Origin of the sequence: Enterobacter ludwigii, assembly GCF_001750725.1 — a bacterium.
Taxonomy (GTDB): Bacteria; Pseudomonadota; Gammaproteobacteria; order Enterobacterales; family Enterobacteriaceae; genus Enterobacter; species Enterobacter ludwigii.
Genome location: NZ_CP017279.1, coordinates 1,928,117 through 1,951,186, shown reverse-complemented (window position 1 = coordinate 1,951,186; position 23,070 = coordinate 1,928,117). Strand labels below are relative to the sequence as shown.

Genomic DNA, 23,070 nt, shown 5'->3' with positions numbered 1-23,070 from the left:
GAAACCATTACAGCGAGGTTTCGTGAGTCTATCAGCCATTAACGCAAGCTGGGTTGCTACAAAAAGAGATTTCCATAAGTGTAATGGCGTTTCGTCTGATTCTGAAATGGTCTGGATCTCTTCGTATAACAAAAAGATTATTTTTACGGTGGCTATTTTTAAATGCTTTTAATTCTGGCAAGTAACAATGGAATCTGAGTTCTAATTAACTTTACGCTCAAACGCCGCCGTTCTCGCCCCGAGAGCGGCAGCGTTTGAGCGCTAATCATACCAGCAGGAATACGCCATGCGATTCACGATTATTTCTACAAAACCCGGTCATCAGCCGCCGCAGAGCAGCTGTGATTTTTATGCCCCGGGCGGCACCATTGGGCGCGGTACGGATAACAATCTGGTATTGCCGGACAATGACCGCACCATCTCGCGTTTGCAGGCCATTGTTCACGTTGACGCCCAGGGCGAATGCCGCGTCACTAACCGTGGCAGCGTCACCCGCGTGGTATTGAATGACATTCCGCTTGAGCGCGGACGTCAGGTTGAGCTGCAGGATGGGGACATTCTCGGTATTGATGATTACCGTATCGAAGTGACCGAACTGATTCATGATACGCAGCCAGTCAGCCGCATGGCGGCGACCATGCAGCAGCAGGCGCGTCCAGCCGCGGCCCCTGCGGCAGCCCCGCAGCCGAAGCCTGCGAGCGCCGCCCCGCGCGGGAAGGCGGAACCGACTGCTGTGCCGTCGGAAATCTGGGATAGCCTGATGCAGGAGTTCTCTATCTCCGACAGCATTTCCAGTTCTCGGGCGAAGCCGCAGCCGGCAGCGTCGCACGATCCGTTCTCCCAGCCTGTCGCACCTGAGCGTAACGCTGAAGATCCGCTGGCGATGTTCAATGACAGCGATCCGAAGCTTGAGCGTAAGAACGTGGATCCGGATACGCTGTTCAGTGACGAAGCATTGTTCAAAAAAGAGAGCATTTTTGACGACGTCACCCCGTCTACGCTGGTGCCGCCCAATGAAGCTAAACCTGCGCAGCCACAAGAAGAGCAGACGGATGAACTCGATCCGCTGGCACTGTTTGGCGGTAGTGCCAGCGCACCTGCCGCACGAAATGATGACCCCCTCGGGTTGATGGGCGGGGCACCGTTAACCCATCCGGATGAGATTGTCGGCGATAAGCCAGAGGCCGTCGTTGAGCCAGACCTGACGCCAGAGCCGCAAGCAGAACAGGAAGAGGACGTCCTTGCCGCTTCTCCGCTGTTTGCTCCTGAGCCGCAGGTGCCGCCGCGCGCGGAAGAAGAAGAGCCGGCGCGACCGGATTATGCCGGCTTCACCATGCCAACCCCGCAGGCCGTGGCGCGCAGTAATGCCCTGGCACCTAAAGGGCGTTTGCGTATTGACCCGGTCAAAAACGCGGCGTCGCCAGCAGCCCATAATGGCGAAAAGGGTGAAGTATTGCAGGGCGAATTACTTGAGGCACTGCTGGAAGGGATGGGGCTCAGCGAAATGCAGCCCGTCCCGCAGTTTGACCGTGAAAATATGCGTCAGCTGGGGCAAATTCTGGGCATGTTCTCTCAGGGCACCGTGGCGCTGCTTTCTTCGCGCTCCATTCTCAAGCGCGGCGTAAAAGCCGATATGACCATGGTACTTGATGATGCCAACAACCCGTTCAAACTGTTGCCGACCGGGAAAACCGTTCTGATCCAGATGTTCGGTACGCCAATGCCGGGCTTTATGCCGCCGACAAAATCCGTGCGTGACGCGCTGATCGATCTGCAGGCGCATCAGCTGGGTATGATCTCCGGTATCCGCGCCATCATTGCCGCCATGCTGCAATCCTTCAACCCGGAACAGCTGGAAGAGCAGGCGAAGCAGAACGGGATGACCTCCCGGCTGGCGCTGCCGGGCAGCCGCAAAGCCGCGTTGTGGGACTACTTTGTCCGCAGCTACGGTGAAACGGCAGGCGAGATTGAGGATGACTTCCACACCCTGTTTGGCGAAGCCTTCCTTCATGCTTATGACATGGAGGTAAATCAGTACAAAGACTCACAGAGCGGATCGGAAGAAAAATGAATATCGCAACGGCTTCTCTCTCCCGCCAGGGGACGCGCGCCAGCAACCAGGATCAGACGGGAGAAACCATAGGGGAACGTTCAGCCTGCTTTGTCGTCTGTGATGGTATCGCTGGTCTGCCGGGCGGTGAGGTGGCCGCTGAACTGGCCCGCAACAGTATTATCTCCCGCTTCGATGGCGACAAGCACCTGAACGCGCAGCATATTCGCGACTATGTGCAAACGGCGAATCGCACCATTCTCAGCGAACAGCAGGCGGTTCAGGATTATCGTCGAATGGGCACCACGCTGGTCAGTCTGTTTATCGACAGAGATTACCGGCTGGCCTACTGGGCACATGCCGGGGACAGCCGCCTGTATCTGTTTCGCCGGGGCTGGCTGTGGCATGTCACCACCGATCACAGCCTGGTTCAGCAGATGAAAGATGCAGGGCACGACACCGATAACCTCAACAGCAATCTGCTCTATCTGGCGCTGGGTATTGAAAACGGTGGGCCAGAAGCGAGCTACAGCGATGTGGTGCAGGTCGAAGACGGAGATGCATTTCTACTCTGTACAGACGGTTTCTGGCACGGCGTCAGCGAAGAACAGATGAAACAGTCGCTGCACATGGTTAACACGCCGCAAGAGTGGCTGACCTTAATGAACCAAATCATCCAAAAGAATGGCGAACAGGAGGGGAATGCTCAGGATAACTATACCGCCCTGGCGGTATGGATGGGCAACCCTCAGGACACCACTTTGCTGCATACGCTTTCTGACGCAGCACAATTTCTTCCCTGCGGAACTGATTAGACACACAAGGAACGATATGAAACTTTGGCTATCGGGTTTAGCACTTCTGGCGGTGGCGTCCACCGCGCAGGCTGAGAATTTCCGCATCGTGCAGTCTCCTGCGCAGAAGCTGGATATCTGGATTGATAACATCAAAGACAACACCCCACAGAGCTGGTGTAAGTCAGAGATTGCGCTGCGTATCGTGGCGAATGGCAACAAAGACGTTTCGGTTCTGGAGAACTTTGTCCCGCGTCTGGGCTCGCTGCTGGAACACCAGTGCAGCAAAGTCAGTAAACTGAGCTGGACGCTGAACGATCCGTCCGGGACGACGCTGGCGCAGGGGACAGCAGGCAAAGCGCAGGACTGGGCGCTGGTGGTAAAACAGCAGCAGACTGCGCCAGTGAGTACTCCGGCCAGCGGTGCGTTGCTGCAGCCGGATCAGAACGCGGAAACCCACACGGTTGCTGCCGATCGCACGCCGTGGCAGGAATTTACCCTTCAGGACGGCTGCCATCTGCGTACCTTCTGGGAAGGGGGCTCGTCTGCTCCGGCGCTCTTTATTCCGGATTCAGACACCACCCGCTGCGGAAACGGGAGCTGGCTGAGTGGTCACACGGTTATCTCCCAGTCCCGTAATGGTGGACAAAAAGAGATACCGGTGACCTACATTCACGGCTTCCCGGTCATGGGACTGAATCAAAGTGCCGACCCGGAAAACGCGCTGATCACCTCCGTCAACAAAGAGCGCATGGTTTTCAGCACCTCCAACAGCGACCAGAGCTGGATGATCCTGCCTTACGACAGCAGCCTCAACGGCTGGAAAAGCAACGGCACGGTGGCCGTGGAGATTTCACGTGAGACCGCCAGCGACGATGCAAAACTGCAGGCGCGTATCGCCGCGGTGAAAAAAATCTGGGGCGCCTGGGTTACCCCTGGCACAACGCTCAATATCGTCCTGATTGACACCCTGCGCCCTCAGCTGCGCGATCCGGCAGTCGGCGCCTGGCGCGCGGCAAACTAAGGAATGGCTATGAATACGCTCTATCAACACCTGGCGGGTGAATCGCTGAGTGACGCGCTGGTGCGTCTTGAAGCTGAGATCAAAGCCCGTCCGGCCGATGCCGATCTCCGCGCCGCGTTTGTGCAGTTTTTGACCCTCAGTGGTAACTGGACGCGTGCCCTGACTCAGCTGAAAAGCTGGCTGGCACTTAAGCCCCAGGCTAAACCAACCGTTACCCTGCTGGAGCAGTCCATCCAGGGCGAGCTGCAGCGCGCGCAGGTGATGGCGGGGCAGGCTCGTCCTGCCATGCCTGAAACGCAGTGGCCGTGGCTTACCACGCTTGCCGCCGCGCTTAATGACGCGGGAGAGCGTGCTCAGGCGCTGCGTCTGGAAGCCCTTGAGCAGGCGCAGGCAACGGCGGGTCAAATCACCCTTGAGAATGACGAGACGCAGGCATTCGCATGGCTGATGGACGGCGATGCTCGTCTGGGGCCCGTGTGTGAAACCATCGTCAACGGCCGTTATTTCTGGCTGCCGTTTAACGCCATCGCCGAGATCCGTTTCCAGGCCCCTGCCAGCGTGACTGACCTGGTGTGGCGTCATGCGCTGGTGCGCCTGACGGACGGTACCGAACAGGTTTGCCAGATCCCGGCGCGCTATCCTTTCGCACCGGATGCGTCTGACGCGGTTAAGCTCGCGCGCACCACCGAATGGCTGCCGCTCGACAATGACGGCACGCTGTATGAAGGCATGGGGCAGAAAGCCTGGCTTAGCGAGCAAAGCGAAAGCCCATTGCTGTCGTTGAACCTGGTGACGTTTGCTGCGGATGGAGCCCATGAGTAATCCCGCTGGCGAAGGCGATCTGCTGCGCAGCGGCTGGCAAGCCCGCAGCAAGCAGGAGAAGGTGGGGGCGCGCGATAAAATGCAGCCCTCGCTGCTGGATCGCCTCACCGATAACGATCCGGAAAAAAAACGCGAGTCCGCCAACAGTAATCTGATTACCCACGCCGCCCTGCGCCGCAACGTGCTGCGGGATCTGCAGTGGTTGTTTAACACCATCAACCATGACGCATCCGGTGACCTGAGCGCGTTGCCGCATGTGAACCGCTCGGTGGTTAATTTTGGCGTCGCGCCGCTGGCCGGGAAAAGAATGTCAGACATTGAATGGCACGACATTCAGCGCAAGCTTACCGAGGCCATCATTAACTTTGAACCGCGTATTTTGCCGCAGGGACTGCAGGTCCGCTGCGTGTCAGACACCTCGTCACTGGATCTGCACAACGTGTTGTCCATTGAGATAAAAGGGCGTCTGTGGTGTGTGCCGTACCCGCTGGAGTTTCTGTTTCGCACCGATGTCGATCTGGAAAACGGCCATTTTGAACTGAAAGATGCGGGGTGATCATGGAAAGTAAACTGCTCGAATATTACAACCGTGAACTGGCCTATCTGCGTGAAATGGGCGCTGAATTTGCCGAGCGCTATCCCAAAGTTGCGGGTCGACTGGGCATGCGCGGCATCGAAGTGGCGGACCCGTATACAGAACGCCTGATGGAGGGGTTCGCGTTCCTGACCTCCCGCGTGCAAATGAAAATGGATGCGGAGTTCCCCCGCTTCTCCCAGCGTTTGCTGGAAATGATTGCGCCAAACTATCTCGCGCCAACCCCCTCAATGGCGATTGCTGAAATCCAGCCCGACAGCACGCGTGGCGATCTGAGCAACGGTTTTAAGGTGCCGCGCGGCACCATGATGGACAGCCTGGCGCTGAAAAAGACCGGGGTCACCTGCAGCTACACCACGGCGCATGAAGTTAATCTGCTGCCGCTGAAAATCGATAAGGTCGAGCTGGGCGGTGTACCTGCCGATCTGCCGCTGGCGCAGCTGGGCCTGAGCCAGCGGGGGATCAACAGCGCGTTACGGATCCGCATTGCCTGCGATGGCCCGCAGCATCTTGGGCATCTGGATTTTGACCGTCTGGAGTTTTTCCTTAGCGGCCCGGATATTGAAGCGCTCAAGCTGCTTGAGCTGGTCATGGAGCACCACGCCGGGATTGTCTGCCAGACCGTCAGCAAGCACCCGCAGCGACAGCTGCTCTCTGCGGATGCCTTGCGACAGGAAGGGTTTGAGCCGGACCAGGCGCTGCTTCCGGACGACCTGCGCAACTTTGACGGCTATCGTCTGCTGCAGGAATACTTTGCGTTTCCGGCACGGTTCCGCTTTATCAGCCTCAGCGGTCTGGGCAAGCTTATCCAGCGCTGTGAAAATGAAAAAGCGTTCGATATTTTCATCCTGCTGGATAAAAGCGATGAGCAGCTGGAGCGGGTGGTTGATGCCAGCCATCTGGCGATGCATTGCACGCCGGTGATCAACCTTTTCCCGAAAGTGGCGGCGCGGCAGAAGCTGAGCGAGAGCCAGCATGAATATCATCTGGTGGTGGATAACATCCGTCCCCTGGATTATGAAATTTATGCGGTAAACAAAATCTTCGGCAGTGCCGACGGCCAGCGTGACGACCAGACGTTTCGTCCTTTCTGGAGCACCTGGAGCGGTGATGCGGGCAACTATGGCGCCTATTTTTCCCTGCGCCGCGAGCAGCGAGTGCTCTCTGAACATGCCCTGCGCTACGGCACCCGTACCGGTTATATCGGCTCCGAAGTCTTTGTTTCGCTGGTGGATGAACAGCATGCACCCTGGCAGGAAAATCTGCGCTATATCTCCGCGGAAGTATTGTGCACCAGCCGCGACCTGCCGCTGATGCTTCAGCAGGAGCTCGGACAGTTCATCATGGCCGATTCCATGCCGGTGAAATCCCTGACCCTGCGAAAAGGCCCAACGCCGCCGCGTCCGGCTCTGGCCGAAGGGTTTAGCACCTGGCGATTGATCAGCCAGCTGCAGATGAACTATCTCAGCCTGATGGACAGCGAAAACGAAGAGGGTGCCGCCGCCCTGCGTCAGCTGTTAGGGCTGTATGCTAACCTGGCGGAGACGCCGGTTGCGCGTCAGGTTGAGGGCGTTCGCCACTGCGTGCTGGAGCCGGTTCACCGTCGCGTCCCGGAGCCGGGTCCGGTGGTCTTTGCGCGCGGGATCGGCATTACTCTGACGGTAGATGAGCGTGCGTTTTCCGGCGCCAGCCCCTGGCTTTTCGGCAGCGTGCTGGAACGCCTGTTTGCCCGTCTGGTGTCCATCAACAGCTTTACTGAATTCACGCTGAAGAGTCAGCAGCGCGGTGAGATTGGCTACTGGGCACCGCGCATGGGGAAAAGGGCACTACTATGAGCGAAGTCGCCTCCGCGCCGCTGCGTGTCCATCGCTTGACGCCGTTGCCGGACGCTTTCTGGCGCGGCATTCGAGAGACGCCGTGGCGCTACGATCTGTTCCAGCTATTAAGACGCATTGATGCCCAGGGCGGTGAACGTTATCCGCTGGGGCGCGCGCCGCTGCCGAAATTTGAGCCGTTACGTATCGGTCAGCAGCCATCGATGAGCTTTGCGCCGTCGACCCTCGCGCAGGTGCGCCAGCGTGAAGAGAACGGGCTGCACGAGGTGTCTATCCTCAGCTTCGGTCTGTTTGGTCCAAATGGCCCGCTGCCTGTCCATATGACAGAGTACGCCCGGGAGCGTATTCATCATCATCAGGACACCAGCCTGAGCGCGTTTGCCGATCTGTTCCATCATCGCCTGACGCTGTTGTTTTACCGTGCCTGGGCTGATGCGCAGCCCGCCGTCTCTCTTGACCGCGCGGACAACAAACGCTTTGAGGGGTACCTGGCATCCTTGATCGGCATGGGCCAGCCGGGGCAGATGACCAAAGGCAGCCTGAGCGCACATGCCCGTTTTACTCATGCCGGACACCTGACCCGTCACGCCCGGGATCCGGAAGGGCTGGAGAAGATCCTGCGCAACTATTTTAACGCCCCGGTAAAACTGGTCACGAACGTGGCGCAGTGGATGCCGCTTTCGCCGCGGGAACAGGCGCAGTTGGGTGAAGGGCGTCGTCTGCCGCGGATGGGAGAATCCGCTTTTCTCGGCGTTGCGGTGCGCGACGTGCAGCACAAGTTTCGTATCGAAATCGGCCCACTGAGCGCGGACGAGTACAACCGCTTCCTGCCAGGCGAAGCGTGGGTCACTGAACTGCGCGACTGGGTACGCCAGTACGCAGGGGTAGAATTTGAATGGGAAACTCGGGTTATTCTGCGCGCCGACGCGGTGCAGGGTGCCTCGCTCGGTAGCGCCGGGCGGTTAGGTTACAACACCTGGCTGGGCCTTCAGCCTCAGCCTGTCCCACGTGGCGATCTGGTGTATCGCGCAGAGCGATAATTTTTCTAACGCATTGTTATCAACGGAACCGAACATGTCAGAAATCAGCCGTGCCGTGCTTTTCGGCAAACTGGATACGCTGTTATTTACCTCACTGGAAAGCGCCACCGCGTTCTGCAAGCTGCGCGGCAACCCCTATGTTGAGCTGGTGCACTGGCTGCATCAGCTGATGCAGCAGCAGGATGGCGATCTGCAACAGGTGATTCGTCATTTTGCCCTCGATGAACAGCAGCTGACGCGCGATATCGTGGCCGCACTGGATGCGCTGCCACGTGGCGCGAGTTCTGTTTCCGATCTGTCAGAACATATCGACAGCGCCGTGGAGCGCGCGTGGGTGTTTGGCTCGCTGAAGTATGGCGTCAGCCGTATTCGCGGCGGGCATTTACTGATTGGCATCCTGAAAACCTGGAATCTGGCTAACGTGCTGAAAAGCATCTCGGCGCAGTTCACCCGCCTTAACGTCGACGTGCTGATCGAGCAGTTTGATGCGATTTGCGCTCAGAGCAAAGAGACGCAGCAGGCGGCCGCTGCCGCGGATACGCCAGCCGGTACGGTGCCTGCCGCACAAGGGACGCTGGCCCAGTATGGTCAGGACCTGACCGCGCGCGCCCGTGAAGGGAAGATTGACCCGGTTGTCGGGCGCGATGAAGAGATCCGCCAGATGGTCGATATTCTGATGCGCCGTCGCCAGAATAACCCGCTGCTGACCGGGGAAGCTGGCGTTGGCAAAACGGCGGTGGTGGAAGGGCTGGCGCTGCGTATCGCCGAAGGCGACGTGCCGGCACCGCTGCAGAATATTCAGCTTTGGCTGCTGGATATCGGCATGCTGCAGGCCGGCGCAGGCATGAAAGGCGAGTTCGAAGCGCGTCTGCAGGCCCTGATTAATGAAGTGCAGTCCAGCGCTACGCCAGTCATTCTGTTTATCGATGAGATCCACACCCTGATTGGCGCTGGCGGCCAGCAGGGTACCGGTGATGCCGCTAACCTGTTAAAGCCGGCTCTGGCGCGCGGGCAACTGCGCACCATCGGGGCCACCACGTGGGCGGAATACAAAAAATACATCGAGAAAGACCCGGCGCTGACCCGTCGTTTCCAGACGGTACAGGTTCACGAGCCGGACGAAGCCAAAGCCATTCTGATGCTGCGCAGCACCGTGTCACCGCTGGAGACGCATCACCAGGTACTGCTTCTCGACGAAGCGGTCAGCGCAGCGGTCAAGCTGTCACATCGTTATATTCCGGCGCGTCAGTTGCCGGATAAAGCCGTTGCGCTGCTTGATACTGCCTGTGCCCGCGTGGCGGTCAGCCAGAGCGCGCCACCGGCACAGCTGGAAGATTGCCTGCGCCATCTCGCGGCCCTGGATGTGGAGATCGAGATTGCCGGACGCGAAGCGCGCGTGGGAGCCGGCGATCCGGAGCGCGTCGCAGCCTTGACCACCGAGCGCGATACATACGAAACAAAGCGCGAAGCCCTGACCCAGCGCTGGGAAGAGGAACGTGCTCTTGTGACTGAAATCATCCGCCTGCGTGCCGCGCTGTTTGCCGCGGGTGATGACGAGACCGGCGAACTGCGCAGCGCGCTTAACGCGCAGCAGCAGGCGCTCAACGCTTTACAGGGCGACGAGCCGCTGCTGTTTGCGGCGGTGGATGAAAACGTGGTGGCGGCGGTGGTCTCTGACTGGACCGGCATCCCGCTGGGCCGGATGGTGAAAAACGAGATTGATGCGGTGCTCAACCTGGCTGATACCCTCAACCAGCGCGTCATCGGCCAGCGTCACGGCCTGGATCTCATTGCCCGTCGCGTGAAAACCTCGCGGGCAAAACTCGACGATCCGAACAAACCTGTTGGCGTATTTATGCTCTGTGGCCCGTCCGGCGTGGGGAAAACGGAAACCGCACTGGCGTTGGCGGAGTCGCTTTATGGTGGTGAGCAGAACGTTATCACCATCAACATGAGTGAATTCCAGGAAGCCCACACCGTTTCGACCTTAAAAGGTGCGCCTCCAGGATACGTGGGTTATGGTGAAGGCGGGGTGTTAACCGAGGCCGTTCGCCGTCGCCCGTACAGCGTGGTCTTGCTGGACGAAATTGAAAAAGCGCACCCGGATGTACATGAAATCTTCTTCCAGGTCTTCGATAAAGGCTGGATGGAAGATGGCGAGGGCCGCCATGTTGATTTCCGTAACACCATCATTATTCTGACGTCCAACGTCGGCACCGATCTGATCAGCGCCATGTGTGCCGATCCGGAACTGATGCCTGAGCCAGAGGCGTTAAGCGGCGCGTTGCGTCAGCCGCTGCTGGAGGTCTTCCCGCCGGCGCTGCTGGGCCGTCTGCTGGTGGTGCCGTATTATCCACTGAGCGACGAGATGCTGGGGCAGATTGTCCGCCTGCAGCTCAAACGCATTCAGCGTCGTCTGCAAGAGAATCACAATATTATTTCCGAGTTTGATGACAGCGTGGTGGAACAAATTGTTCAGCGCTGTACCGAGGTGGAGTCTGGCGGCCGCATGGTGGACGCTATTCTGACAAACACCTTGCTGCCTCAGATGAGCCAGATATTACTTACCGCCAGCCGCAGCGATGAGCAGTACCGACGTCTGCACGTCACCTGTGAGCAGGGCGAGTTTCACTGTCAGTTTGCCGCGTAATAATCATCAAGAGAACTGTAAAAGATGACGGATAATGATAACAATCGGACTGTCCCAAACGCGCTCCCGGTCGGGTATCGCTTCAACGAGTTTGAAATTAAAGAGGTGATCGGCGGCGGCGGGTTCGGCATCGTCTATCGCGCGTGGGATCATCAGCTCGAACGCACTATCGCTATCAAAGAATTCATGCCTGCCTCGCTCGCCGTGCGCGGCGACGATATGACGCTGGTACTGCGCAGCGAACGTTTTGGCAAAGCGTTTTCCGCCGGCCTGAACAGCTTCATTCAGGAAGCCCGCCTGCTGGCGCGCTTCAACCACCCGAACCTGCTTCACGTGCTGCGTTTCTGGGTGCAAAACGATACGGCCTATATGGGAACGCTGTTCTATAGCGGTACCACGCTCTCCCGCCTGCGCGAACAAAAACCGGAGCTGATTAACGAAGCCTGGATCCGTCGTATGCTGCCCATGCTGTTCGGTGCCATTAAGACAATTCATGACGAAGGCTATCTGCACCGCGACATCTCTCTGGATAACATCCAGATTCAGGACAACGGCCTGCCGGTTCTGCTCGATTTCGGCTCAGCGCGCCGCACCATTGGTAATCTCTCTGACGAGACGGAAACCATGCTGCGCCCGGGCTTTGCGCCAATCGAGCAGTACACTGACGACAACGAAAGCGAGCAGGGCCCGTGGACGGATATTTATGCTCTCGGTGCCGTGCTGCGTACCCTGATTGTCGGCTCACCGCCGCCGGTCAGCGTGGTGCGCTCAATCCAGGACACCTGCAAACCGCTGGTGGAACTGCAGCCACAGGGCTATTCCCTCTCGCTGCTGCAGGCCATCGACCGGGCGCTGGCGTTGCACATGGAAGACCGACCGCAGTCCATCGATGAATTCGCGGCGCTGATTGAGATGCCGGTAGCGGGTATCGACGATGTACTGAGCGCGAAAAAACCGGGCACGATGCTGGTACCGGTAGAGGAAGAGGCACCGGCTTCTGCACTGGACTGGCACCGGTACAAAATCCCGGCAATGGTTGCTGCGGGCGTGCTGGTTGGCGTCGTCGCCGGAGCGATGCTGTTTAGCGGTGGCGACCATGATGCGCCAGAGCAGGCGGCGCAGGCCCCTGCTGAGACACGCCCCGTTGAAACCGCATCGAACGCGCCGGATGTGAAACCGGATACGGCGAAAGCCAGTGAACAGACTGCACCGACTGCGACAGCGCAACCGGCCACCCCGCCGGTGGATACCAGCCCGGTGGCACTGGTCTATATCCGTATTCTTGACGGTGAGACCCTGAAAGTGAACGGTGAGCCAAAAACACTGCGTCCGGCGAATAACGGTTATGCATCGCTCAAGCTACCTGCGGGAGAGGCCAGAATTGAACTCCAGGGCAACGGGAAAACGCGTACCCAGACGCTAGATATCGCGAAGCCTGGCACCTGGCTGGTGAATCCGTAAGTATGTAAAACAGGAATCCCTATGGAAGTGTACGACCTTAGGAGGCAGAGGCTTCATCCTAAAGAATTTGAAAAGATTGTCTCTCCTGTCTATGCAAGAGGCGATGTAGGGCGTGAGTTTGTTGTGGTGCGAGGTGCGTCAAATCCCTTTCACACAATCGATGGTCTAACGTTACGACATCGCTTCGAATTTAACCCTAACGCGGGTTTTGATCCTTTATATGCGCAAAATCTAAACAAGATTGAGCGATTAATTGATTCGGGGGAAGTTGTTCTGATCGACCAGCGTCAACGAACAAAAGTAAACTATCCTTTTTTCATTTCTGAATCAGGAGAATTATTTTGTGTCGATGAGGCTATATATAATCCTGCTTTTATAAATTACATCATAGAACGTTACCGTAGTAACGTTGCCCTGTTTGGAAAACCTTCCCCAACACGGGATGCGTTTACTCCCACCACTGACCACTATGGGCCGGGTTACTGGAAGACAGTTGATAATGATTATCATGGAACGAAAAACGTCCTAATTATGGCGATAAATCGGCTGACAAGCATGGGAGATGAGGGGCGGGTTTTCGGTTCGGATGGTAAAGATTACATGAATACGTCACGTGACAAAATTCAACAGTGGACAGCTTTACCTGCAACTCTGGATGGCGAGTCTCGCGCCTTCATATCTGCAAAGTCTGTGATTAGGCGATACGGAGAAGAACGCTCAATTTATCAGAAGTATCAGGAAAGCGACGATGCTTGGGCGGTCAGTGGTAAATCATGGCAATGGATACCTGGAGTCAGAGAAGAGGATTATGAATTTAAAAAGTAAATTATGGTTTTTCTGGGGAAGTATGGATGTTCTCGCCATCTTGCTTTACTCCATACACTCATTTCGGAAAGACAGAATTCCGTTTATTTCAGATATTGTAGCCTTTAGTGGCTTGTCAAATACCGTATCCGGAGGAGGGTATGGTGTTCTGGTAACGCTGTTCTTTACTTTAGATATGCTCCTTTTATTTTCTCTATTTATATCATCATGGCTCTTCTTTAAAAGAAAAATTTATTCTGTCAAATTTGCGCTTATTCAGGAAGTCTTTCGTCTTATTTCTTTCCGTTGTTCAATTTCGTTATTTCCACTGTTAGTAAGTTTGTTTGGAGTATCAAGTATCTGGGTGAATATAGGCTTGTTTTTAGTATCTGAGGCTATAAAAATTTACACTCTCATATTTGTAATGAGGAAAAGCAAAGCTTAACGAAAGTTTAGATTACTTTTTCATCCATGAAAAATAGCATGCCATGAAAAACCAGTTTGGATCAAAACAGAGTTCATCATGGCAGATTCACTACCACCCTCTCTTGTCTAGCATAAGCCATATGGAATAAAGTTATGCTCAACCGAATTACCGTTCAGCTCCCGGTGGAGGGGCTTCTGTTCTGGAAACTGACGGGCCGCGAGGCGATGTCCGAGTCGTTCGCCCTGACGCTGACCCTGCTTGGCACGGATGCGCGCATTGACCGCAGCAAACTGCTGGGTCAGCCGGTCACGGTGACCATCCCGACGCAGAGCCTGCTGACGCCCCGCTATATCAATGGAAAAATCACCCGCGTGGCGGTGAGTGCCGTCGAGCTGACGGGTACCCGCTATGCGGTGTACCAGCTGACGGTGGAGCCGGACCTGTGGCCGATGAAGCGCGACCGTAATCTGCGTATCTTCCAGGGGCAGACGGTGCCGCAGATTGTGAAAACCCTGCTGGCTGAACATCAGGTTAACGTGGAGGATAAGCTCACCGGCAGCTACCGGGTGTGGGACTACTGCGTGCAGTATCAGGAGTCGAGCCTGGACTTTATCAGCCGTCTGATGGAGCTGGAGGGGATTGCGTATCACTTCAGCCACGAGGCGGACAAGCACACGCTGGTGCTCACCGACGCCGCCACGCAGCACCAGCCGTTCAGCGGCTACGAAGTCATTCCTTACCACCAGACGCCGTCAGGCGGCAGTACGGACGAAGAGGGTATCAGCCAGTGGGCGCTGGAGGACAGCGTCACCCCGGGGATTTACAGCCTCGATGACTACGACTTCCGCAAGCCGAACGCGTGGCTGTTCCAGGCGCAGCAGAACCCGGCGTCACCGAAACCGGGCAGTATCGACGTGTACGACTGGCCGGGACGGTTTGTTGAGACCGGGCATGCGGAGTTCTACGCCCGTATCCGTCAGGAGCGCTGGCAGGTGGAGCACCAGCAGATTCAGGCGACGGCCACGGCCGCGGGTATTGCACCGGGACACATCTTCACCCTGACTAACGCCCCGTTCTTCAGTGATAACGGTGACTATCTGGTCACGGCGGCGGGTTACCATTTCGAGGAGAACCGCTACGCGAGCGGCGAGGGTGAAACCCTTCACCGCACTGATTTCGCGGTCATCCCGGCGTCGGTGTCATACCGTCCGGCGCAGAGCACGGCGTGGCCGCGCACCTACGGCCCGCAGACGGCAAAGGTTGTGGGACCAAATGGGGAGAGTATCTGGACGGACAAATATGGCCGCGTGAAGGTGAAATTCCACTGGGACCGTCTGGCGAAGGGGGATGACACCAGCTCCTGCTGGGTGCGCGTGTCGAGCGCCTGGGCGGGTCAGGGGTACGGCGGAGTGCAAATCCCGCGAGTCGGCGATGAGGTGGTGGTGGACTTTATCAACGGTGACCCGGACCGTCCGATTATCACCGGGCGGGTGTATAACGAAGCAAGCATGCCGCCGTGGGCGCTGCCGGCGGCGGCCACGCAGATGGGTTTTATGAGCCGCACGAAGGATGGCTCCGTGGATAATGCCAATGCCCTGCGCTTTGAGGACAAGGCGGGCGCAGAGCAGGTGTGGATCCAGGCCGAGCGCAATCTGGATATTAACGTCAAAAATGACGAGTCTCACTCTACCGAAAAAAATCGTACCCAGTTTGTTGGTGAAGATGAAACATTACGGGTAGCGAAAAACCAGAAATCAGGGATTAAAGGCGATGTGGTATGCCTGACGGGGAACAGTCGAAACGATAAAGTTGTTAATAATTTTATACTTTCCGCAGGTAATACGCTGAGACTGGAATGTGGTGAAAGCGCCATCGAGCTATCAAAAGACGGTAGCGTTCATATCATTGGTAATAACTTTAACTTTACTGCAAAACAGAACGCACAAATTAATACGCTTTCCGGCGAATTGCATTTGAACCCTGATGACGGACGAAATGTCATCGATCCGCCTGGTGCATCCCTTCAGGGTGAAATCCAACAGGAAGTGGATAGTTTTTTTGTTATTAATGGCAACAAGTAAGAGTAACCCGAATGGCTGATTATATTCTTCAGGAAGCAACACTCGCCTTACCCGATGTATTTAAAGACAGAACCATGAATTTATTCACCATGAGTGATAACGGAGCTAGCGAGTTTACTTTTGTTGTTTCTCGTGCGACGGCAAAAAACGAAGATAAAGTCCATGATGCGGCTACCCGACTGGCGCGTGAACTGGAAATTACAGTGCCCGACTTTCTTCTTGAATCCTCTCAGATGACTTCTGTTGATGGTCATCCGGCGGTAGAGCTTTTTTATCAGTTTAAAAATGATAACTCGGTCATTTTTCAGAAGCAGACGGTGATTTTACTCGCTGACCATCCTGGCGGGCAAAAGATGGTGTGTTACATCGGTACATGCCCGGGCGAATTTAGCGATTATTATCATAATCAATACCAGGAAATTATCCGTAGTATTAAGTTTCACAAACCTGCTCAAACGGATCCCAAAGAAATGCTCGCTGCCGACAGCCAGGGGCCTTTTTTTGCGCTTGATAGTGAGAGTAAAGTTCTCCGTGTCTTTGAAAACATTCAGGAACTTTATGGACATCTTTCGCTTCAGCGGGCGAAAGAGGGGCAATATTTGCTTTATGAAAAAAAAGGTAAACCACTCAGTATTGCACCCGTTCCGGACAGCCAACCCCTTCGTTATGCGCTCTGGACGACTTCCTCAGACAAATCACATCACTTGCTTTCACAACTTTCCGTATGCCGCCAGGTCTCTGGTTCTGACCAACTTAATACACCCGATCGGATACGTGGGTATCTGATGGCACAGCGAGCCGAATAGTTATGTCAGAATGTCTGGCCGCACGCGTAGATGATGAGATTGCTCATACAGCCTCAAAAGGCTGGATGATCGCAGGATTGGTGGGTGGGGCAATTCTGGGCGCTGCTGCCGTTGTCGTCACCGGAGGGACCGCGCTGGTTGCTGTTTCTGCCGTTGCGGCTGGGGCATGTGCTGCGGGTGGGCTGGGTGAACTCCTCGGCAGTATGTCATGGGCACCGCGTCACACGACAGGTACGCTGAAAGAAGGTTCACCCAATGTCTTTATCAACAGCCGAAAGGCGATCCGCGCACATCTATCAGCCGGAGAGTGTGATGAGCACAGCGGCAGCCTGCAACGGGTCGCGGAAGGTTCGATAAAAGTTTACATCAACAACTTCCCCGCCTCTCGCACAGGCGATAAATTGACATGCAGCGCTGAGATTAGTCAGGGATCGCGTAATGTTATTATCGGCGGAAGCAAGGTCCAGACCGATGAAATAAGTCCTGAAATCCCGGAATGGGTGAACTGGACGATGCTCGCCGTTGGTGCCGGAGCCATGGCGGTGCTCGCCAGTCCTGCTATCGCACTTCTGAGTACCCTCGGGGCGATGGGTGGTGGAACGGTTGGTAGCTACGCAGGTGGGATGCTGTTTGGCGAAGGTAGCGACGGTCAGAAATGGGGGATGCTGATCGGCTCGGTCATCGGCGGCGGGGCTGGCATGAAAGGCGGGGCGCGGTTTGATGCGTGGCGAGCTGGTAAAATACCGGTAGTTAAACCTGTTGAAGCAAATCCGTTAGGTGCTACAGCTTTAAATAAACCGAAAATGAGTTTATCCGAGGCTGTAGGTAAAAACCTCGCTAATACTTGGGTAACAAAGGGAAGACTACTTGCTGAACAAGGGGATAAGCGACTCTCCTCCCTGCTAACCGATGATGAAGTAGGGGCTCTTTACGGTTATACTACGAATGAAGGTTATCCAATGGTTAACAATGCTCTTAGAGGCCAAACTGAACTGACACCAGAAATTCAGGCTTTTGCGGATCATGCTACTAACGCTCTTGATAAGCTTCCTTCCTATGAGGGGATAACATACCGAGGGGCGACATTACCTGAAAACGTACTAATGGAAAACCAAGTTGGTCGTGTTGTTTCTGATCCTGCATTTATGAGCACCGATCAGAAAGTTCCTTTTTCCGGAGATACCACAATCAAGATTAATGGGAAGACGGGTAAGCCTATTGATTTTCTCTCCGAATACAAAGGAACGGAAACGGAAGTGCTTTTCAAGCCAGGCACCAAATTTGAAGTTATTGAGCGCGTTGATTCGGGTGGCAAAACCGCGCTTACGTATAAGGAATTATAATGATCGATCTGCACTCTGATTTAAATACGTTACTAAAGTATGTGGATAAATATCGACAGTACTTACCCGTTAGCAGTCCTTCAGTCCAGAGGAGGATGCAATATACGTATGATGATAAACCCTTAGAATCATCCTCAACTACTGATGAACAAAAACAATGGGATTTAACACCATCGTGTAGTCTCTCACTAGCGGAATCAAGGGATCGCGCGATTGGTGCCCTTATTGGCCTCGCTGTTGGAGATGCCGTAGGCACTACGCTCGAATTTTTACCGCGTGACAGAGCATACGTCAAAGATATGACAGGAGGTGGGCCATTTCGACTTCGCGCAGGCGAATGGACGGATGACACATCCATGGCATTATGTCTTGCGGAAACGCTTCTTGAGAAAGGTGATGCTGATACTATATGCTTCAGGAATAAGCTTCTGGAATGGTATCAGCATGGTTATAACAGTTCAAATGGCATCTGTTTTGATATAGGTAATACAACTCGCTTTGCTTTAGAACAATATTTAACTGTTGGTCCTGGGTGGAGCGGTAATACTTCGCCAGAAACTGCAGGTAATGCTTCTATTATCAGACAAGCCCCTGTCTCAATTTTTTTTAGAAAGTCATTAAGCAAAGCGTTTTATGAGGCTAAAAAACAGAGCATCGCCACGCACGGTGCCGCGGAAGCAATAAATAGCACACAGTATTTAAGTTATTTACTTGTACATATGATTAATGGCAGCAATAAAGATTTTGTTTTTGCTCCACACGTCATGCCGCTTCAGCCACGTGTAATGATTATCAACGCGGGTGAATATAAGCAAAAAACTCGCGATCAGATTCGTTCAAGTGGTTATGTCATCGATACGCTTGAGGCCGCGATGTGGTCCGTATGGAATACGGATAATTTCAGAGATGCTATTCTGTTGGCCGCCAATCTTGCCGATGATGCTGACAGCGTTGCGGCGACGGCGGGGCAAATCGCGGGTGCGCTGTATGGTTATTCCGGTATCCCACAGGAGTGGAAAGACAAATTGGTACAACACGAACGTATCGCCAGAATGGCAGGTGAATTATTCGACAGGGCTCCTGAAGATACTTTTTTGTAATTGTTTTCATATTTGGATAGTGAGGGTTTGAGCTGGTCATAACTTCCACTCAGGCAGATGGCGGAATTAATGGTTATTGCTGAGTGTGTTGCCCTTTTGAAAAAAGATTAAAGAGGATAAATGGGAAATATTGTAATGCATTGGTTTTTATTTATTTTCTTTATGATTTGGACACTAGCGCTTATCTGGAATGGGAAAGATTTTTTTAACAAGAAAAAGTGGCTCCTGGCGGGGATGATGTTGGTTCTGGTGTTAGTAGCCACAGTTGTCATTGGCTTTACGTTTAAATGGCTTTCTCAGTCGATGTCATTGTTTTCCATCGCAACGGCCAAACAATATTCGATCATTTTTTCTATGTCTTTTCTGTGCGTATGGGGTTTAAAGGTCACAGTTGTGCTCCTCTGTACTGTTTTCTCGGGGATTCTGAGGGGGCACAAAAGCTACAATGTGGAAAATTATGAAAAAATATCGTCTATATCACGCATCGTCGCACCTGGCTTACTTATCGTTGCTAAAAGCTTAATTTCCCTCGGAAGCTTCCTTATGTTTTCGGGTCTTTGGCTAAAGTAAGCACAATGATTAAGGTTGCATAACGGATACCCTAGTTTCTACTGTTACCGCAACCGCGTCTCCGCTTTGCGTCATGCCCTTGACCCGACCCGATACGGATGCGTGCATCGACCACAGCAGGCAGCTCGGTTAACTGGTTACGGTGATCATCCTCACGCAACCCGCCATGGCGCCAATTGTTAGTGTGTGACTGTCATAGTCGGGCGAGCGAATAAGGAGCATCGGATTCAATGAAGTTTCTCGGGTTTATTATTTTTTCATTGGTCGCTCTTACCTATATCTGGAATGGCAAAGATAATTTTAACAAAAAAGAATGGGTGGTTTTTTTCGTAAAATTATCTTTTATATTAGTCGGCACTTTTATTCTGGTTTTCGTGTTGATCGGATTGCGGGAAATTTTCCCCTCGATGACAAAAGAAGATGGTGAGTTGGTACTAATCGTTATTCCACCTTCGTTTGTCACACTATTATTGGCTAAGTTTTTCGTCATTATGCTTTGCACAATATTTGAAACTATAATGCGTTTTCATCAGCGATATAACACGGAGCAAAATTATTCGATTTTGTCATCGCTGGCAAACAGATATAGCCCTGGATTGATTTTGCTGGCGAAATGCCTGGCATCATTTGGATGCATTCTTATATTCTATGGTATCTGGTTAGCCTCCGCGGCCTAAGTGAAGAGACATTATAAACACTTAGAACAACTATCCGTTTCCCATAGCCTCCGCTACCAGTAACGAAGACCTTGAGGCGAACGACTGGAAATGGCTGTACACCTCAACTGACAAGGAAATACTTCATTACCAGGTGATATTTCCCATGCGTGTTAAGCCAGCAGGTTTGACTCCACCACACATTACTGAAGTCGGCTTGACGAATGAGAGGGGGTTATCCATCTCCGGAGTAACACTGTGGACGTGCTGGGAAAATTTCATCGCTGCGGAAGAGATGTGTGCTTTATACCAATGCTTTGTTTTTAGCATAGGGAAAGTATGGTGCCATGCGTAGAGTGTATTTTTAATTTGTTAATTAAGTGTTATATATTAAATGATAGGTTCCTCGACGATTTCCCCCCTAGGTGATTTTTCATCTGTCTGGTTACATGTAATAGTAAATGACTTTTTTCATTTATCCGTTTTTTTATTATCTTCTCCAGCATAAAACCATTACGGAATAAAGATTATGCTCAACCGAATTACCGTTCAGCTCCCGGTGGAGGGGCTTCTGTTCTGGAAACTCACAGGTCGCGAGGCGATGTCCGAGTCGTTCGCCCTGACGCTGACCCTGCTTGGCACGGATGCGCGCATTGACCGCAGCAAACTGCTGGGTCAGCCGGTCACGGTGACCATCCCGACGCAGAGCCTGCTGACGCCCCGCTATATCAATGGAAAAATCACCCGCGTGGCGGTGAGTGCCGTCGAGCTGACGGGCACCCGTTATGCGGTGTATCAGCTGACGGTGGAGCCGGACCTGTGGCCGATGAAGCGCGACCGTAACCTGCGTATCTTCCAGGGTCAGACGGTGCCGCAGATTGTGAAAACCCTGCTGGCTGAACATCAGGTCAACGTGGAGGATAAGCTCACCGGCAGCTACCGGGTGTGGGACTACTGCGTGCAGTATCAGGAGTCGAGCCTGGACTTTATCAGCCGTCTGATGGAGCTGGAGGGGATTGCGTATCACTTCAGCCACGAGGCGGACAAGCACACGCTGGTGCTCACCGACGCCGCGACGCAGCATCAGCCGTTCAGTGGCTATGAGGTCATTCCTTACCACCAGACGCCGTCAGGCGGCAGTACGGACGAAGAGGGTATCAGCCAGTGGGCGCTGGAGGACAGCGTCACCCCGGGGATTTACAGCCTCGATGACTACGACTTCCGCAAGCCGAACGCGTGGCTGTTCCAGGCGCAGCAGAACCCGGCGTCACCGAAACCGGGCAGTATCGACGTGTACGACTGGCCGGGACGGTTTGTTGAGACCGGGCATGCGGAGTTCTACGCCCGTATCCGTCAGGAGCGCTGGCAGGTGGAGCACCAGCAGATTCAGGCGACGGCCACGGCCGCGGGTATTGCACCGGGACACACCTTCACCCTGACTAACGCCCCGTTCTTCAGTGATAACGGTGACTATCTGGTCACGGCGGCGGGTTACCATTTCGAGGAGAACCGCTACGCGAGCGGCGAGGGGGAAACCCTTCACCGCACTGATTTCGCGGTCATCCCGGCGTCGGTGTCATACCGTCCGGCGCAGAGTACGGCGTGGCCGCGCACCTACGGCCCGCAGACGGCAAAGGTTGTGGGACCAAATGGGGAGAGTATCTGGACGGACAAATATGGCCGCGTGAAGGTGAAATTCCACTGGGACCGTCTGGCGAAGGGGGATGACACCAGCTCCTGCTGGGTGCGTGTGTCGAGCGCCTGGGCGGGTCAGGGGTACGGCGGGGTGCAAATTCCGCGGGTCGGCGATGAGGTGGTGGTGGACTTTATCAACGGTGACCCGGACCGTCCGATTATCACCGGGCGGGTGTATAACGAAGCAAGCATGCCGCCGTGGGCGCTGCCGGCGGCGGCCACGCAGATGGGCTTTATGAGCCGCACGAAGGATGGCTCCGTGGATAATGCCAATGCCCTGCGCTTTGAGGACAAGGCGGGCGCAGAGCAGGTGTGGATCCAGGCTGAGCGTAACATGGACACCAGCATTAAGAACGATGAAACGCACAGCGTCGGTGGCGAGCGCAGCCATTATGTGAAGAAAAATGAACTGCATCGGGTGGAAGCGAATCAGATCCAGGCGGTGAAAGGCGGAACAGAGATCCTGACGGGCAAAGGCAAGCTGGATGCGGCGGTGGAGCAATATGTCATTGCTTCCGGTACGAAGCTACGGCTGGTCTCCGGTGAAAGCGCAATTGAGCTGAACGCTAACGGCAAGATTAACCTCATCGGCAAAGAGTTTAATTTCTTCGTTGAAGGGGATGGTCATATCACCACCGGCGGTAAGCTGCACCTGAATACGTCTGGCACACAACCGGGCACCACGGCGCCGGGTTCCGGGCATAAAGGGGATATTGATGCGGCAGTTCAGGAGAAATTTACGACTAAAGGTGAGTAAGGTCGTAGCAGTGCTTATTGCATTATTAACGACGGGAATGGCTGAGGGAAATTCAGAGAAAAAGGATCTCTGGGCGTTCATTTCACAAATGAGCGCCTCACTCAAAACGTTATCCGTTACGAGTCTAAATGACATGCCGTTGCATTTTAACTACATGAAAAATAATGCTTATATGAACTTCTACCATGCTGATGATTTCAAGCTTTTGGAGGGTACGAGCATTACTACCATTGATTTACGAGTAAGCAAAGAAAATGATGGCATGGCTCCATTATTGAATTTTTCACCATCAGGCCAGTGCATCACACTTCAAACCGTTAAAAAGCATTACCCACAACTGACGTTAACTGATTATCCCCGAGGCCGCTCGGAGAATGAAGTGACCAGTTATAAAGCACCAAAAGATATGAATGGACAAAAAGTGAGTTTCAGTTTCACCGTAAAAAAACCTGACTGTCTGAGCTCTGTTGTTATTAGCGCTGACTAAGAAAACAGCTTCCATGACTCGCGGTTTCCCACATCGGTGAGAAGCGTAATTTAGATTGAGAAAATGACGATTA

The 23,070-nt window shown here is 54.2% G+C and carries 19 protein-coding genes; all 19 read left to right on the top strand.

What is annotated here, in order from left to right:
• Positions 1-286 precede the first annotated feature (286 nt).
• A complete protein-coding gene (gene tagH / locus BH714_RS09175) occupies positions 287-2,071 on the top strand; it encodes a type VI secretion system-associated FHA domain protein TagH (RefSeq protein ID WP_040017740.1) in 1,785 nt (594 codons plus the stop codon).
• Positions 2,068-2,865: a PP2C family protein-serine/threonine phosphatase gene (locus tag BH714_RS09170; protein WP_014170545.1), complete on the top strand. Its 798-nt coding sequence runs from the start codon at positions 2,068-2,070 to the stop codon at positions 2,863-2,865. The genes tagH and BH714_RS09170 overlap by 4 nt, the downstream gene beginning before the upstream one ends.
• A 16-nt stretch (positions 2,866-2,881) precedes the next feature.
• Complete coding sequence (locus BH714_RS09165) at positions 2,882-3,868, top strand: hypothetical protein (protein WP_040017738.1); 987 nt, start codon at positions 2,882-2,884, stop codon at positions 3,866-3,868.
• Positions 3,869-3,877: 9 nt separating this feature from the next.
• Entirely contained in the window at positions 3,878-4,690 is an 813-nt protein-coding gene (locus BH714_RS09160) for a type VI secretion system accessory protein TagJ (RefSeq protein ID WP_032680804.1), read from the top strand.
• Entirely contained in the window at positions 4,683-5,246 is a 564-nt protein-coding gene (tssE, locus tag BH714_RS09155; RefSeq protein WP_010432861.1) for a type VI secretion system baseplate subunit TssE, read from the top strand. Before BH714_RS09160 ends, tssE begins: the two co-directional genes overlap by 8 nt.
• A gap of 2 nt (positions 5,247-5,248) precedes the next feature.
• Entirely contained in the window at positions 5,249-7,120 is a 1,872-nt protein-coding gene (tssF, locus tag BH714_RS09150; RefSeq protein WP_040017737.1) for a type VI secretion system baseplate subunit TssF, read from the top strand.
• On the top strand, positions 7,117-8,160 hold the full coding sequence (gene tssG / locus BH714_RS09145) for a type VI secretion system baseplate subunit TssG (protein WP_040017736.1): 1,044 nt from the start codon (positions 7,117-7,119) through the stop codon (positions 8,158-8,160). Before tssF ends, tssG begins: the two co-directional genes overlap by 4 nt.
• Before the next feature lie 34 nt (positions 8,161-8,194).
• Entirely contained in the window at positions 8,195-10,810 is a 2,616-nt protein-coding gene (gene tssH, locus BH714_RS09140) for a type VI secretion system ATPase TssH (RefSeq protein ID WP_040017735.1), read from the top strand.
• A 24-nt stretch (positions 10,811-10,834) separates the two neighbouring features.
• Positions 10,835-12,271 (top strand): serine/threonine protein kinase, encoded by a 1,437-nt coding sequence (locus BH714_RS09135; RefSeq protein ID WP_040017734.1) that lies wholly within the window; start codon positions 10,835-10,837, stop codon positions 12,269-12,271.
• A 21-nt stretch (positions 12,272-12,292) separates the two neighbouring features.
• Positions 12,293-13,096 (top strand): DUF8093 domain-containing protein, encoded by an 804-nt coding sequence (locus BH714_RS09130; RefSeq protein ID WP_052445453.1) that lies wholly within the window; start codon positions 12,293-12,295, stop codon positions 13,094-13,096.
• Positions 13,080-13,520: a hypothetical protein gene (locus BH714_RS09125; RefSeq protein WP_040017733.1), complete on the top strand. Its 441-nt coding sequence runs from the start codon at positions 13,080-13,082 to the stop codon at positions 13,518-13,520. Before BH714_RS09130 ends, BH714_RS09125 begins: the two co-directional genes overlap by 17 nt.
• Before the next feature lie 134 nt (positions 13,521-13,654).
• The gene (locus BH714_RS09120) at positions 13,655-15,583 is read left to right on the top strand and encodes a type VI secretion system Vgr family protein (RefSeq protein ID WP_040017731.1); all 1,929 of its coding nucleotides are present in this window, start codon (positions 13,655-13,657) and stop codon (positions 15,581-15,583) included.
• Between the two features lie 11 nt (positions 15,584-15,594).
• The gene (locus tag BH714_RS09115; RefSeq protein ID WP_040017730.1) at positions 15,595-16,389 is read left to right on the top strand and encodes a DcrB-related protein; all 795 of its coding nucleotides are present in this window, start codon (positions 15,595-15,597) and stop codon (positions 16,387-16,389) included.
• 2 nt (positions 16,390-16,391) lie between these two features.
• On the top strand, positions 16,392-17,732 hold the full coding sequence (locus BH714_RS09110) for a PAAR domain-containing protein (protein WP_040017728.1): 1,341 nt from the start codon (positions 16,392-16,394) through the stop codon (positions 17,730-17,732).
• Positions 17,732-18,832, top strand: coding sequence for an ADP-ribosylarginine hydrolase Tri1 (gene tri1 / locus BH714_RS09105; RefSeq protein ID WP_014170531.1), 1,101 nt, complete (start codon positions 17,732-17,734; stop codon positions 18,830-18,832). Before BH714_RS09110 ends, tri1 begins: the two co-directional genes overlap by 1 nt.
• A gap of 120 nt (positions 18,833-18,952) precedes the next feature.
• The gene (locus tag BH714_RS09100) at positions 18,953-19,402 is read left to right on the top strand and encodes a hypothetical protein (RefSeq protein WP_052445452.1); all 450 of its coding nucleotides are present in this window, start codon (positions 18,953-18,955) and stop codon (positions 19,400-19,402) included.
• Between the two features lie 230 nt (positions 19,403-19,632).
• Entirely contained in the window at positions 19,633-20,079 is a 447-nt protein-coding gene (locus BH714_RS09095; protein WP_040017726.1) for a hypothetical protein, read from the top strand.
• Positions 20,080-20,587: 508 nt separating this feature from the next.
• Positions 20,588-22,510, top strand: a complete 1,923-nt coding sequence (locus BH714_RS09090) for a type VI secretion system Vgr family protein (protein WP_040017724.1) — start codon at positions 20,588-20,590, stop codon at positions 22,508-22,510.
• Positions 22,503-22,997 (top strand): hypothetical protein, encoded by a 495-nt coding sequence (locus BH714_RS09085; RefSeq protein ID WP_040017723.1) that lies wholly within the window; start codon positions 22,503-22,505, stop codon positions 22,995-22,997. The genes BH714_RS09090 and BH714_RS09085 overlap by 8 nt, the downstream gene beginning before the upstream one ends.
• Positions 22,998-23,070: the final 73 nt, after the last annotated feature.